The sequence below is a fragment of the Caballeronia hypogeia genome (assembly GCF_001544875.2).
Taxonomy (GTDB): Bacteria; Pseudomonadota; Gammaproteobacteria; order Burkholderiales; family Burkholderiaceae; genus Caballeronia; species Caballeronia hypogeia.
Genome location: NZ_FCOA02000004.1, coordinates 126,857 through 140,603 on the forward strand (window position 1 = coordinate 126,857; position 13,747 = coordinate 140,603).

The 13,747-nt window shown below is 63.7% G+C and carries 12 protein-coding genes; 5 read left to right on the top strand and 7 right to left on the bottom strand.

From position 1 onward, the window contains the following. Positions 1-25: 25 nt before the first annotated feature. The 3 genes from AWB79_RS09320 to AWB79_RS09330 all read right to left on the bottom strand — a co-directional run bounded on the left by AWB79_RS09320 (position 26) and on the right by AWB79_RS09330 (position 4,116). Positions 26-1,507, bottom strand: coding sequence for a SulP family inorganic anion transporter (locus AWB79_RS09320; protein ID WP_061167123.1), 1,482 nt, complete (start codon positions 1,505-1,507; stop codon positions 26-28). Positions 1,508-1,840: 333 nt separating this feature from the next. Next, positions 1,841-2,164, bottom strand: a complete 324-nt coding sequence (locus AWB79_RS40365; RefSeq protein WP_232470856.1) for a hypothetical protein — start codon at positions 2,162-2,164, stop codon at positions 1,841-1,843. 11 nt (positions 2,165-2,175) lie between these two features. After that, positions 2,176-4,116 carry a glycosyl hydrolase family 28 protein gene (locus AWB79_RS09330; RefSeq protein ID WP_061167125.1) on the bottom strand — a complete coding sequence of 647 codons (1,941 nt, stop codon included), beginning with the start codon at positions 4,114-4,116 and terminating at the stop codon, positions 2,176-2,178. 187 nt (positions 4,117-4,303) lie between these two features. Between AWB79_RS09330 and AWB79_RS09335 the strand changes: the two genes are divergently transcribed. Next, positions 4,304-5,413, top strand: coding sequence for a porin (locus AWB79_RS09335; protein WP_061167126.1), 1,110 nt, complete (start codon positions 4,304-4,306; stop codon positions 5,411-5,413). A gap of 195 nt (positions 5,414-5,608) precedes the next feature. Beyond that, positions 5,609-7,819, top strand: coding sequence for a TonB-dependent receptor (locus tag AWB79_RS09340; RefSeq protein WP_061167127.1), 2,211 nt, complete (start codon positions 5,609-5,611; stop codon positions 7,817-7,819). 32 nt (positions 7,820-7,851) lie between these two features. Here the strand turns inward: AWB79_RS09340 and AWB79_RS09345 are convergent, their stop codons facing one another. Beyond that, positions 7,852-8,601 carry an SDR family oxidoreductase gene (locus AWB79_RS09345; protein WP_061167350.1) on the bottom strand — a complete coding sequence of 250 codons (750 nt, stop codon included), beginning with the start codon at positions 8,599-8,601 and terminating at the stop codon, positions 7,852-7,854. Positions 8,602-8,709: 108 nt separating this feature from the next. Between AWB79_RS09345 and pdxR the strand changes: the two genes are divergently transcribed. After that, positions 8,710-10,197, top strand: a complete 1,488-nt coding sequence (gene pdxR, locus AWB79_RS09350; protein ID WP_061167128.1) for a MocR-like pyridoxine biosynthesis transcription factor PdxR — start codon at positions 8,710-8,712, stop codon at positions 10,195-10,197. On the opposite strand, the gene AWB79_RS09355 is transcribed toward pdxR, so the two are convergent. Together AWB79_RS09355 and AWB79_RS09360 are read right to left on the bottom strand one after the other, a co-directional pair. Continuing rightward, entirely contained in the window at positions 10,185-10,814 is a 630-nt protein-coding gene (locus AWB79_RS09355; protein ID WP_061167129.1) for an FMN-dependent NADH-azoreductase, read from the bottom strand. The two genes, pdxR and AWB79_RS09355, sit on opposite strands and share 13 nt — an antisense overlap. Next, positions 10,811-11,275, bottom strand: a complete 465-nt coding sequence (locus tag AWB79_RS09360; protein ID WP_061167130.1) for a GNAT family N-acetyltransferase — start codon at positions 11,273-11,275, stop codon at positions 10,811-10,813. Before AWB79_RS09360 ends, AWB79_RS09355 begins: the two co-directional genes overlap by 4 nt. Before the next feature lie 134 nt (positions 11,276-11,409). Here AWB79_RS09360 and AWB79_RS09365 point away from each other — a divergent pair, with 134 nt between their 5' ends. Together AWB79_RS09365 and AWB79_RS09370 are read left to right on the top strand one after the other, a co-directional pair. Next, entirely contained in the window at positions 11,410-11,904 is a 495-nt protein-coding gene (locus tag AWB79_RS09365; RefSeq protein ID WP_061167131.1) for an MOSC domain-containing protein, read from the top strand. 45 nt (positions 11,905-11,949) lie between these two features. Further along, complete coding sequence (locus AWB79_RS09370; RefSeq protein ID WP_061167351.1) at positions 11,950-12,279, top strand: DUF2322 family protein; 330 nt, start codon at positions 11,950-11,952, stop codon at positions 12,277-12,279. 72 nt (positions 12,280-12,351) lie between these two features. Here AWB79_RS09370 and AWB79_RS09375 read toward each other — a convergent pair whose 3' ends face one another. After that, positions 12,352-13,719, bottom strand: coding sequence for an MFS transporter (locus AWB79_RS09375; protein WP_061167132.1), 1,368 nt, complete (start codon positions 13,717-13,719; stop codon positions 12,352-12,354). Positions 13,720-13,747: the final 28 nt, after the last annotated feature.

Sequence of the window (13,747 nt, forward strand, 5' to 3'; positions counted from 1 at the left end):
CGTGCTTCGCGCCGTTTTTTTTCGCCTAGTGCGAAGGCTCGAAATGCGTCGCGGACGACTTGTCGTGCGTGGCGTACTTTTCGATCATCGTCGCGCTGGCGCGATTCAGGCCGCTCACATCGACAGCGATGCCGTTGCGGCGGAACTTGTGGACGATGCGATCCAGCGCCTCGATCGCCGTGATGTCCCAGAAGTGCGCGTGCGACAGATCGAGCCGCACCGAGCGCACCTTTTCCTTGAAATCGAACTCGGCGACGAGTGCTTCCGACGAAGCGAAGAACACCTGTCCGCGCACCGTATAGCGGCGCTCGCTCGCGGTTTCGTCCAGCGTGGATTCGACCGCCAGCACGCGGCGCACCTTCGAGGTGAAGAACAGCGCGGACAGCAGCACGCCGACGCCGACGCCCATCGCGAGATTGCCCGTCGCCACGACGACGACGACAGTGGCGAGCATCACCGCCGACGAGCTCTTCGGATGCGTGCGCAGATTGGCGATCGACTTCCAGCTGAACGTGCTGATCGACACGAAGATCATCACGGCGACGAGCGCGGCCATCGGAATCTGCTTGACCCACGGGCCGAGGAACACGACGAGCACGAGCAGGAACGCGCCCGCGACGAATGTGGACAGACGCCCGCGCCCGCCCGACTTCATGTTGATGACGGTCTGGCCGATCATCGCGCAACCCGGCATGCCGCCGAGAAAACCCGCGACGATATTGGCGCAGCCCTGACCGCGGCATTCGCGATTCTTGTCGGAGGGCGTGTCGGTGAAGTCATCGACGATGGCGGCCGTCATCAGCGACTCCAGCAGGCCGACGATCGCAATGGCAATCGAGTACGGGAAGATCACGCGCAACGTGTCGAGCGAGAACGGCACGGCGGGCAGCGCGAAGGCCGGCAGGCGATCCGGGAACGCGCCCATGTCGCCGACGGTGCGCAACTCCAGATGCAGCGCCATCGCAATGGCCGTCATCACGATGATGCAGACGAGCGGCGAGGGCACCGCTTTGGTCACGCGCGGCAGCAGATAGATGATCGCGAGGCCGCCCGCGACCATTGCGTACACGTACCAGGGCTGCGCGTTCAGTTGCGGCAGTTGCGCGAGAAAAATGAGAATGGCGAGCGCATTGACGAAACCCGTGATGACCGAGCGCGACACGAAGCGCATCAGCGCGCCGAGCCTCGCTACGCCCATGAGAATCTGCAGAGCGCCCGCGAGAATGCCGGCCGCGAGCACGTACTCGACGCCGTGCGCCTTCACGAGCGACGACAGCAGCAGCGCGACCGCGCCCGTCGCCGCCGAGATCATGCCGGGGCGACCGCCCGCGATCGCGGAAACCACGGCGATGCTGAACGCCGCATACAAGCCGACTTTCGGGTCGACGCCCGCGATGATGGAGAAGGCCAGCGCCTCGGGAATGAGCGCGAGCGCGACGACGATGCCGCCGAGCACATCGGCGCGCACGTTGGAGAACCACTCCTCGCGCAGTGTGTGTGTCTTCATGGTTTGGTCGTTTGGTGAAACGGTTGCAGGAGAGACCGGCAGCGCGGATAACGCTCAAGCGCGCCATGCATGGGCAAGGCGGCCACGAAACGATGTGCGTGAAATGAGAAGCGGCGAGTCGCGATGCATCGCGTGAAGAAGATGCGGGCGACGCGCGCCATAGGTCCGCGAACCCCTGTCGGTCGAATGGTCGTGACGAAGGAGTTTCGCGGAGCGCTACATAGGTGTCTTTGCGTGAGCCTGAAATGGAAACGCCGCGTACGAGTGACGCGGCGTCGGCATTTTACCCGATTGAAAGCGCGCCGGCGCGCGCCTTGCAGAGTGACGAAACGATCAGCAGCGCCGTTCGCAGTCGATATATTCGAAGCCCGCCGCGATGGCGAAGCGGATCGCCTCTTCCACATTGGCGAATTCGCCCGGCAGCCTCACGGAACGCTCCATGCCGTTCAGATCCTGGATGCGCGCCGTCGCGGCGAACACATTGCCGTGCCGGACCGCCGCCGGCGTGACCATCATGTCCCTGTAACTGAAGACCATTTTTCTCTCTGTCGGAATTCGGATTCGTTTCTCGACGCGGGGCGAACGCTTGTCCCGCGCTTGTTTGATGTTATCGGCAAGCGCAAACGATTCTTTACGGAGATCGCTTAAGAACGGCATTCATCCGAAGATTAATCCCGTGCCGGAAAGGGTCCGAACGCCTTGCTGCAATCGACGGGCGCCGCGTTCGCCTGGTTCGCCGCGCGCGTCACGCTCACACCCGTTGCGCTAGCGAAAGGCAGCGACGTGCCGGCCTCGCCGATGGAAACGAGCGCATCCGCGACCGTGAAGTTCGAAGGCGCGACATCGGCGACGACATTGTTCAGCGCGATCGTCAACGGATTGACGACCGCCGGGTCCGGCCAGCCGGGCGCGCCCGCCGACCAGCCCGAACCGCGCAGAACCGGGCTCGCGGAATTGAAGCCCTGGAACGTATAGCTCGACGCATTGACGACGCGCACGCCATCGAGCGAAATGTTGCGGAAGTTCGGGTAGAGGCCGTTGTTCTTCGTCGGGCTGTAGTACGGCGAGAAGATCAGCGCCTGCGGCTTGCCGTCCGGCGACGAATCCGGCATGCGGATGCAGACGTTCGCATAGCGGATGTTCGCGACGAGACCGCTGCGGCTCCAGTCCGACTTGATGCGCAGGCCGTTGTCGGCGCCGTCGATCACGAGATCGTAGACGTAGACGTTGCTCACGCCCGGCAGGACGCCATCGACCGGTGTGACGTCCGGATTCGCCGCGCCATTGGCAGTGCCCGCCGTCTCGCTGCCGATCGACATGCCATGCCCCGAGTAGAAGCGGCTATGCGCGACCGTGATGTTGTAAGTGCGCCCGTTGACCGTGCCGGTGCCGCCCTTGATCGCGATGTTGTCGTCGCCGGTGCGGATATGCGTGTACGCGATCAGCATGTTGCTGGCGTCGCCCGTCAGCTTGCCCGGATTCCCCGGATTGCTCGTGATCGGGCCGGAGCTCGCCGGGTCGATGCCGTCGGTGTTTTTCGCCGTGTCGGGGCTGTAGGGCATGCCGAGATAGTTCTTCATCGACTCGTAGACTGCGGTCGGCGTATGGATCTTCACGCTCCAGGCCGTGAAGCCGTCGATGCCGCTCGGCACGACGTGAAACTTCGGCGCGTTCTGCAGCGTCACGCGATACAGCGTGAAATTGCGGCCGTTGCTGATCTGGATGAGTCGCGGGTTGTTTTGCGCCTGATTCAGCACCTTGTTCGCCATCCAGCCGATGTCCCACCAGCTCATCGCGCCGCTGCCGTCCGGGCGCATCATCAGCTTCGGGTCGTTCGGCACGCTGCTCACGAGCGGGCTGCCGCCGCGTCCGTCGATGACGCCGTCGCCGACCACCGCGCCGTTCGCGATCTTGCTCGCGTTGATGAGCGCGAGACAGCCGTTGTCGCTCGCGGTGATGATGCCGCAGCTCGGCGTGCCCTTGACCTTGTCGTACTGGCGCGGATCGCGCGAGGCGAACAGCGTGACGCCGCGATCGATCCAGAGCGTGACGCCGCTCGACAGATTCAGCGCGCCGGCGATGAACGCGTTCGCGCCGTTCGGACCAGGCACGAGGCGCACGGCCTTGTTGGTTGCGAGACCGATGCTCGAAGCGTTCTTGCAGGCGTCGAGCGCCGCTTGAATCCGCGCGCTGTCGGGAGCCGTGGCGGTGGCGTCGGCGCTATCGGGCAGCAGGCCGTTGGCTTGTGCGGCGAAGGAAGCCGGCAGCGTCGCGCAGACTTGCGAGGCGGCGGGCAGTGCGGGTTCGGGCGGAAGGTCAGGGTCGAATGTTGTCGTGCCTACGGAGAAGCCCGCGGGAGGCGGGACATCGGGCGCGCTGGCGGGAACCGGTTCGCTCGCAGGAGTGACTGCGCTTGCGGGGCTGACTCCGCTTGCGGGATTGACTTCGCTCGCGGGCCGCGGCGGATCGCCCTGGTTGTTGACGTTATCGTTCGCCGCAGCCGACGATTGCGCTGGCGTGGACGATGAATCGGAGCCGCCGCAGGCAGCGAGCGCCAGCGAAAGGGAAATGGCGGCGAACCATGCCGCGCCGAATGGGATGCGTCTCATGTCTGACCGTTAGCCTCGGTGATTGATCTCGGACGTGAATATTAGTCATCCGTATGAATCGGGCGATACTTGGAGTCGGCCCTTAGGCCAGACGTACGCGATTCGTGCCGACTTATCGGGATGGTGCTATGTTCGCCGGAATCGTTTTGTTCCAGCCGGGCGGCGCCAACCAGGAGGCAAGACGGCCATGAAAGTCAGTGTGCGGAAAGCGGCAATGCTTCTCGTGCTCTTTACATCGGGCGCAGCGGCACAAACCAGCGTCACGATGTACGGGCGACTCGACGGCGGCATCGAATATCTCAATCACATCGCGAACGGCGCTGGCGGGAGCGCTACGCGGTGGAGCGCCGAGGGCGGCGACTGGGGCACGAGCATGTGGGGGCTCAAGGGCAACGAAGACCTGGGAGGCGGGCTCATGGCCGTCTTCGACCTCGAAACCGCGATCCAGATCATGAACGGCACCACCGGCGGCGGACGTCTGTGGTCGCGTCGCGCCTACGCAGGCTTGAACTCCAGAACGTATGGCCAGCTGCAGGCGGGCCGCAACCTTTTCATCGACAGCGACGGGGTCTGGGAATTCGATCCTTTCGTGCAGCAGGCGGTGTCGTCGGCGTCTCTCGTGCGGGGGCGCAACTGGCAGCAGACGAGCAACAACGTCGAATATCACAGCCCGGTGTTTCATGGCTTCGACGTGCAGGGGCAATACGCGTTCGGCAATCAGGCGGGCGCGTTCAATTCGGGCGCGCCCGGCGAGTTCGGCCGCTCGGAAGGCGTCATGCTGACGTATCACTCGACCCTGTTCGACGTGCGCGGCATCTACGACGAATTACGCAGCCAGAACGGCAAGCTGGACAACATCTTCCAGGCGTCCCGCGAGTATTTCGTCGGCGCGAATCTGAAGGTGGACAAGTGGAAGGTGCAGGCGGCCTACACGCATTACGCCGCGCCGGATTCGCCCGTGGGCGTGTCCGACACGGCCGATCACTACTGGCTCGGAGCGACCTATCAGGCCACGCCGGCCTGGGCCGTCACCGCCGCGGGCTTTTATATCCACGTGGGCGAGGGCACGGGTGACGCATCGCACGATCCGGCGAGTCACGCCATGCTCTACGCACTCGGAACGACTTACAACTTCACCAAGCGAACCTTTCTATACGGCACGGTGGCTTACGTGCGCAACAGCGCGAACGGCACATTCTCGGTTTTCGCGACCCCGCGCGATGCGGACCCCGGTACCAGTCCGCTCACGGGCGAATCGCAGACGGGCGCATACATCGGCATGATGCATATCTTCTAGCGAGCGCCTGTCATCGTTTCTTCATCCACGGCTGTGTAAGAAACTATTTACATCTTTATTAAAGACTATTACACTTCGCGTCGGTTAATGAGAAGCGATCTCATTTACTGCTCTCATTAGCCAAGCCTGCCGCGATCCGGCACGGTTCTGCACGCCCCTAGCCATCGGGGTCCGTTCACCACTCGATCTCCTGACATGCCCGCTCTGCTCAAGACGCGGACGCGTTTGCTCGCGTCCGTCGGCGCCCTCTATTGCGCAAGTTTTCTGAATCCTTCGCAGGCGTTCGCGCAAAGCGCGCCACCCGAGAGCGGCAATGCCGCGCTGCCCGCCGTCAAGGTCAACGCAGACGCGGTGCGTTCCGACTTGCAGACGACGACCGTGCCGTCCTACAAGTTCGTCGCGCCCTTGCTCGACACGCCGCGCTCGATCACCGTGATTCCCGAGGAGCTGATCCGCGAGACCAACGCGACGACCTTCGCCGACGCGCTCAAGACCGTGCCCGGCATCACCTTCCTGGGCGGCGACGCGGCGGCGAATCCTTCGGCGGATCGTCCGGTGATTCGCGGCTTCGAGTCGCGCAATTCGATTTTCGTCGACGGCATTCGCGACTCGGGCGTGCAGAATCGCGAGACTTTCGATATCGAGAGCATCACGGTCATCAAGGGACCGGACTCCGTGTATGCGGGGCGCGGCGCGGTGGGCGGCAGCATCGACATCCAGACGAAGATGCCGAAGTACGATGACTTCATCAACGCGAGCGCGAGCCTCGGCACCGAGGCCTACAAGCGCCTCACCATCGACGCCAATCAGAAGTTCGGCGACGGCAACGCCTGGCGCTTCAACGCGATGGGCTTCGACGCGAATCAGGCCGGCCGCAACAACGTGTACAGCAAGCGCTGGGGCGTGGCGCCTTCGGTCGCGTTCGGGCTGAACAGTCCGACCACGGTCACGCTCAGCTACTACCATCTGAACACCTACGACATGCCGGACTTCAGCGTGCCGTTCCGCTCGACGGGCGGCACGCCGATCAGCAGCGATCGCGGCCAGTTCTACGGCTTCAATAACCGCGACTATCGCTACGGCCAGACGGATACCGGCGAAGTGCGCGTGGAGCATCGCTTCAACGACAACCTGAAGCTCAGGAACACGACCATGTTCGGCCGCGCGACGCTCGACTATGTGGCGACCAATCCGCAGTTGCTGAACGCGACGTCGAACATCCTCGGCCTGCAGGCGAAGAGCGGCAAGTACGCGACGAACAGCATCACGAACCAGACCGAACTGACGGGCAAGGCGACCGTGTTCGGCATGCAGCACACGCTGACGGGCGGCGTCGAATTCAGTCATGAGCACAGCCTGTACGAAGGCTATCTCGTGACCGACAGCGCGGGCAACAACATCCGCTCGAACACGCCGTGCAACGTGCCGTTCAACTGCACGCCGATCAACGCGTGGAATCCGGACAATCCGTGGCTCGGCAATATCGTGCTGAACGGCGACAAGGGCTTTCCCGGCGCGGCGACGCATACGCAGACCAACGTCGCATCGGCGTATATCTTCGACAGCGTGAAGATCACCGACCAGTGGCTCTTCAACGCGGGCGCGCGCTTCGACCGCTTCGACGTCACCTCGACGCAGGCGGGCGCGAAAGACCTCACGAACAACTCGAATTTCTTCAGCTATCAGTTGGGGCTCGTGTACAAGCCGCTGCCGTCGGTGAGCCTCTACACGTCGTATGGCACGTCGGCGAATCCGCCGGGCGCGAATTCGGGACTCGGCGGCGGCACGGATCAGATCACCGGGACGAATCAGGATCTTTCGCCAGAACGTAGCCGCAATATCGAAGTGGGCGCGAAGTGGGACGTGATGGAACGCCTGTCGCTGAACGCCGCGCTATTCCAGACCGACAAGACCAACGCGCGCGTCTCCGACGGCCTGGGCGGCACGATCAACGCGGGGCATCAGCGCGTGCGCGGCGTCGAAGTGGGCGCGGCGGGCAACATCACGGGCAAGTGGAGCGTGTTCGGCGGCTACTCGTATCTCGATGCGATCACCGTCGATGCCGGCGCGGCCAATGCCGCATCGTCCGGCCTGCCGATGGTCATGGTGCCCAAGCACAACGTCGCGCTGTGGTCGTTCTATGACGTGATGCCGACGCTGAAGGTGGGCGCGGGCGCGACCATCGCGAGCAAGACGTACGCGTCCGTTACGCCGACGGTGCGCAAGTGGACGCCGGGTTATGCGCGCTTCGATGCGGTGGCGACGTATCGCGTCGCGAAGAAGGTGGACTTGCAACTGAACGTGAACAATATTTTCGATCGCAAGTATTACTCGACGGCGTATCCGATCTACGCGACCTGGGCGCCGGGACGCTCTGCGGTGGTGACGTTGAACTTCTATCAGTAAGGCAAAGGGGCGCACGAGCGCCCCTTGTCACATCACGCGTGCGCGCGTCCGAGCCATTGCTCGAGACTGATGCCGCCGCGACGCGCTTCGCCAGTCGGCACGAGCGAATCTTCCTTGACGGTGCCGCCGAAGTAAGTCGCCTCCGGATCGACGACGATCTCGCGCGTGTCGCCCTGCGCCTTCAAAAACGCGCCGACGATGCGATGCAAGGGCGCGCGCTCCGGCCCGGCGATATCGGCGATGCCGTTCAGCGGCGCACCGAGCGCGACATCGGCGACGATCGCGGCGACATCGTCGGCGGCGATCGGCTGGAACTGTCCCGTCGAAAGATGCACGCGGCCGTCCTGCACGCCGGCATCGGCAATGCCGCCGAGAAACTCCATGAACTGCGTCGCGCGAATGATCGAGTACGGCACGCCCGACTCCGCGATCAGCTTCTCCTGCGCGACCTTGGCGCGAAAGTATCCGTTGTCGGGCATGCGGTCCGTGCCGACCACCGACAGCGCGACATGATGTTTCACGCCCGCCGCCGTTTCGGCTTTTGTGAGGTTCGTGGTCGAGTTGCGGAAGAACGCCAGCACGTCGTCGGGCGCCCACGAAGGCGCGTTCGATACGTCGATGACGACCTGCGCGCCGTGAAGCGCCTGCTCCAGTCCTTCGCCCGTCACGGCATTCACGCCGTTGCGCGGCGACGCGGCCACCGCTTCGTGCCCCTTCGCGCGCAGAATCGCGACCGTTTTTGCGCCGATCAAACCCGAACCACCGATAACAACGATCTTCATGGTGCAGTCCTCGCTCATGTCAAAGTGAAAGTGAAGTCATTGTGTGACAATCATGTCTCAGCAGAAAGGGACAAGAATCGTCGAATCAACTAGTCCAAGAGGCGCGTGATGCCGAAGCCCGAAAACACGCTGACGATCGCGATCGACCGTCGCGAGTCGTCGCCGATTTATCAGCAGATATGCGAGCGCTTCAAGGCGGCGATTGCGGCCGGACATCTGAAGCCGGGCGATCGCGTGCCCGCGCTGCGCGGCCTCGCCATGCAATTGAACACCGCGCGCGGCACGGTCGAGATGGCGTATGACATGCTCGTCGACGAAGGCTATCTGCAGATGCGCGGCGCGGCGGGCACGTTCGTTTCTTCGTCGCTGCCGGCGTCGGCCACGCTTGCGTCCGCGCGCAAGACTCGCGAACGCACAGCGCCGCCGCGCACGAAGCGAGCAGAGGCTGCGGCGGATGTCGGCAACGACGCAAAGCCGCTGCGCCCCGGACTGCCCGCGCTCGATGCGTTTCCGCGCAAGCTGTGGAGCCGGCTCGTCGCGTACCGCGCGCGCAGTGGCGATCTCGCCACGCTCACGTATCCGGAGCCGTCGGGGTACGGGCCGCTGCGTGAGCGCATCGCGACCTACGTGGGCCTGTCGCGCGGCGTGGAATGCGTGCCGGAGCAGGTGTTCGTGACCAACGGCTATCGCGCGACGCTCGAACTCGTGCTGCGCGGTCTCGCCACGCCGGGCGATCGCGCGTGGTTCGAGGAGCCGGGCTATCTGCTCGCGCGTAACTTTCTGATGGAAGCCGGCTTGCGGCTCGTGCCCGTTCCCGTGGACGACGAAGGCCTCGATGTCGATGCGGGCATCGCGCTCGAAGCCGATGCGCGCTTCGCGTTCGTGACGCCTTCGCATCAGAGCCCGCTCGGCATGACGCTTTCGCTCGCGCGGCGCATGAAGCTGCTCGACTGGGCGAGCCGCGCGGGAAGCTGGATCGTCGAGGACGACTACGACAGCGAGTTTCGTTACGTGGGCCGCCCGTTGCCCGCGCTGAAGAGCCTCGATCGCGACGATCGCGTGATTTATTGCGGCACCTTCAGCAAGGTGCTGTTTCCGGGCTTGCGGCTTTCGTATGTGGTCGCGCCCGAGCGCGCCGTGCCGCGCTTCGAGCAGCTCACGAAGAGCATGAATGCGGGATCGCCTTATCTCTATCAGGCGGCGGTGGCGGATTTCATCGCGCAAGGGCATTTCGCGCGGCATCTGAAGCGCATGCGCGCGCTCTATGCGGAGCGGCGTGCGTTGCTCGCGAATGCGATCGTGAAGGCGTTCGGCGAACGTGTGAGCATCGACTTGCCGACCGGCGGCATGCATCTCGTCGCGATCTTCAATGCGCGTCCCGACGGTCCCGTCGATGACATGGCGATCGCCGCTCGCGCGCGCGAGTCGGGTCTCGCGGTGATCGCGCTGTCGGCGTGGTATCTGAACGCGCGCACGAAGCCGATGTTGCGTGGCATCGTCGCGGGCTTCGCAAATGTCGGCGATGCCGCCGAAGCCACGCGACTCGCGCGCATGTTGCGGCGCGCTTATGACGCTTATGACGCTTACGACGCCTGAGGCGTGACGATGTCGTCGTCGGATGCGAACAGCGCGTGACGCGCGATGTGCTCGCGTGCGCTTCGCAAGGCTTCCGCCACGGCCTCATCGCCGCGCACGAGTCCCTGCAGCAGAAGAAAATGCAGGCTCTGCAAGCCGATGGACCCGAGCGCGTAACGCAGATACGGCGTGAGAAAGTCGCACTGACGCGCATGCTCGCCGCTATGAAAACCGCCCGAGCCGACGATCACGAACGCCGGCCGGTCGCGCATCAACCCGATCTTGCCTTCGGGCGTCGCCGCGAACGTGCGATGAATCCGCAGCACGTAATCGATCCACAGTTTCAACGTCGCGGGCACGGTGAAGTTGTGCATCGGCGTGTTGATGACGAGCGCATCCGTCGTTTCGATTTCGCGGATGAGTTGCTCGGACACGTCGAACTGGCTCGCATCCGGCGCGCGCGATGTAATGGCGCGCGCATAGTCGCTCGTGATGGGCGGCAGCGGCTTCGCGACGAGATCGCGTTCGATCGTTTCCACGCGCGAGTTTCGGCGCAAGGTATCGATCATGTCGAGCGCGAGCCGATAACCGTGACTCGCCGCGCCATGCGGGCTCGCGTTGATGAAGAGCACTTTCATCGCGTGCGCTCCTTGTCGCGCTGCACGAGCGGTTCGACGAAATGCATGCCGCGCGCGAGCAGACCGTTACGAAAATAGAAGCGCTGCGCGAGCGGCATGTGCAGGCCGGTATCGAGCACGAAATGCGCGCAACGCGAATGCCGCGCGATCTCGCGAACGCGTTCGAGCAGGCTCGCGCCGATACCGCTGCGTTGCAGCTTCGCCGTGACGACGAGATCGTCGACGTAGACGAAGCGGCCATACAGCAGATTGGTTTGCGTGCGATAACCGGCGAGGCCGAGTATCGTGCCGGCTTCGTCGCACGCGGCGAGCAGGCGATAACATTCCTCGCGTTGCTTGCGCAGTTGCGCGCCGAAAGCGTCGACGTTCGTCAGGTGCGGGCGCAATTCCTTCATTACGTCGAACGCGCGCGCCCAGTCGTCGGGCGAATCGAGATGCCGGAAGGTGATGGATGTGTTCATGCGTAATCTCCACGTTGCATGACACGGACGATATCCGCGCGATGGCCTGGCCTGAAGGTCCAAGAAATGAACTTTGTACTGGGCCATGCCTTGCCGCGTAGAATCGGGCGAGACCGTTCTCACCTCATCCTTTCATGCCGCTCAATCCCGATTCCCCGCTTGCCCGCCTCATGAATGCGCCGGTACGGCCGGGTCATGTCGTATGGATCGGCCTGCGCGTGGCGCGCCGCAAACCGCTTCAGGTGGTCGATTCCGCGCGCGCGATCACGGGCGCGGGTCTCGATGGTGATCACTACAGCCGCCGCGACGGCAATCGCCAGGTCACGCTGATCCAGACGGAGAGCCTGTGCGCGATCGCCGCTCATCTCGGTCTCCACGGTGTGTCGCCCGGCGACTTGCGGCGCAACATCGTCACCTCGGGCATCAATCTCAATGCGCTGAAGGACCGGCGGTTTCGCATCGGTCAAGCGGTGCTGGAGGCGAGCGGTGAATGTCATCCGTGCTCGCGCATGGAAGAGACGTTCGGCGTGGGCGGCTATAACGCGGTGCGCGGATTCGGCGGCATCACGGCGCGTGTCATCGAAGAAGGGACGATAGAACTCGCGAGCACGATCGAAGCGCTGCGCTAAGATACTGCGCCTCGCATCATCAACTCATAACGTGGAGTGTCTTCCGTGATTCAGCCGAGCAACGTATTCAAGGACAACCTGGCCCAATTGCCCGCCATCGATGGCATCGAGCGCATCAGTCTGGTGGACGGGCAGGGCAGCGTGGTCGCGAGCATCGAGAACAAGCCGGGCAAGCAAGGCTCGCTCGCCGTGTACAACTATCTGCGGCAGAGCTTCGGCACGCTCGACGCGAAAGCCGCCGAACACGCGCTCGCCGTGTTCGCGGAGCACACCACCGATGCGCGCAATCGTCCGGGCGCGCATCCGAATGTCGATCGCCTGCTCGCGATCGTCGATGGCGGCGAGGCGCTGCGCATCGACGTGATTCACGCCTGATCGAAGCAACAGAAATGAAAAAGCCCGTTCTGTCTGCACAGAACGGGCTTTTCATCAGCAAGTGGTGGTGAATCAGAACTTCAATTCCACACGCTTGATGTCCTTCACGATCACGAGATAGCTGAACACGGTAATCAGCGCATTGATGCCGACGAACGCCAGCGCGCCGTTGAACGATCCCGACTCGGCGACGAGATAGCCGATCACGATCGGCGTCACGATGCCCGCCACGTTGCCGAACATGTTGAAGATCGAGCCCGACAGGCCGATGGCTTCCTTCGGCGACGTATCAGCGACCACGGCCCAGCCCAGTGCGCCGATGCCCTTGCCGAAGAACGCCAGCGACATCAGACCGACCACGACCCAGTCCGTGTTCACGTAATTGCAGCCGATGATGCACGACGACAGCAGCATGCCGCCGACAATCGGCACCTTGCGCGCGACGGTCAGCGAGTTGCCGCGACGGATGAGCGCGTCGGAGATCACGCCGCCGAGCACGCCGCCCGCGAAGCCGCAGATCGCCGGCAAGGACGCGACGAAGCCGGCCTTCAGGATCGTCATGTGACGCGCCTGCACGAGATAGATCGGGAACCACGTCAGGAAGAAGTACGTCAGCACGTTGATGCAGTACTGCGCGAGATACACGCCCAGCAGCATGCGATTGCTGATCAATTGCTTGACCACGGGCCAGCCCACGCGATTGCCTGAGCGGTTTCCTGAGGCGCGGGCCGCGCCGCCCGCGCGCTGATGCCCATGCACGAGACCGCCGCCTTCCTCTATGTATTCGAGTTCCTGCTTGTTCACGCGCGGATGATCGACGGGATTCTTCATGACGGACAGCCACGTCACGGCGAGCAGCAGACCCGCGACACCCATCACGATATACACGTGATGCCAGCCGAATTCATGCGTGAGCCACGCCATCAACGGCGTGAACACGACCGCCGCGAAGTACTGCGCCGAATTGAAGATGGCCGACGCCGTGCCGCGCTCCTTCGTCGGGAACCAGCTCGCGACCACCTTGGCGTTGGCCGGGAACGCGGGCGCTTCCGCCGCGCCCATCGCGAAGCGCAGCACGAACAGCGCCGTGACCGCCGTCGCCGCGCTGCCGAGCAGGCCGATGGAGCTTTGCAGCAGCGTGAAGAGCGACCACAGGAAGATGCTCGCCGCATACACGCGCCGCGCGCCGAAGCGATCGAGCAGCCAGCCCGCGGGCACTTGCGAAAGGACATACGCCCAGCTGAACGCCGAGAAGATGTAACCCATGCGGATCGCGTCGAAGCCGAATTCGGCGCGCATCGCGGAGCCGGTGACGGACAGCGTCGCGCGATCCGCGTAGTTGAACGTCGTGATCACGAAGATCAGCAACAGAATGAGATAGCGCACCTTGGTGCGCTTCATGACATCCGCGGGACTCGCGGCGCGACTCGTCGTTGACATGGATTTCCCCCTTTCAAACGTGCTGATG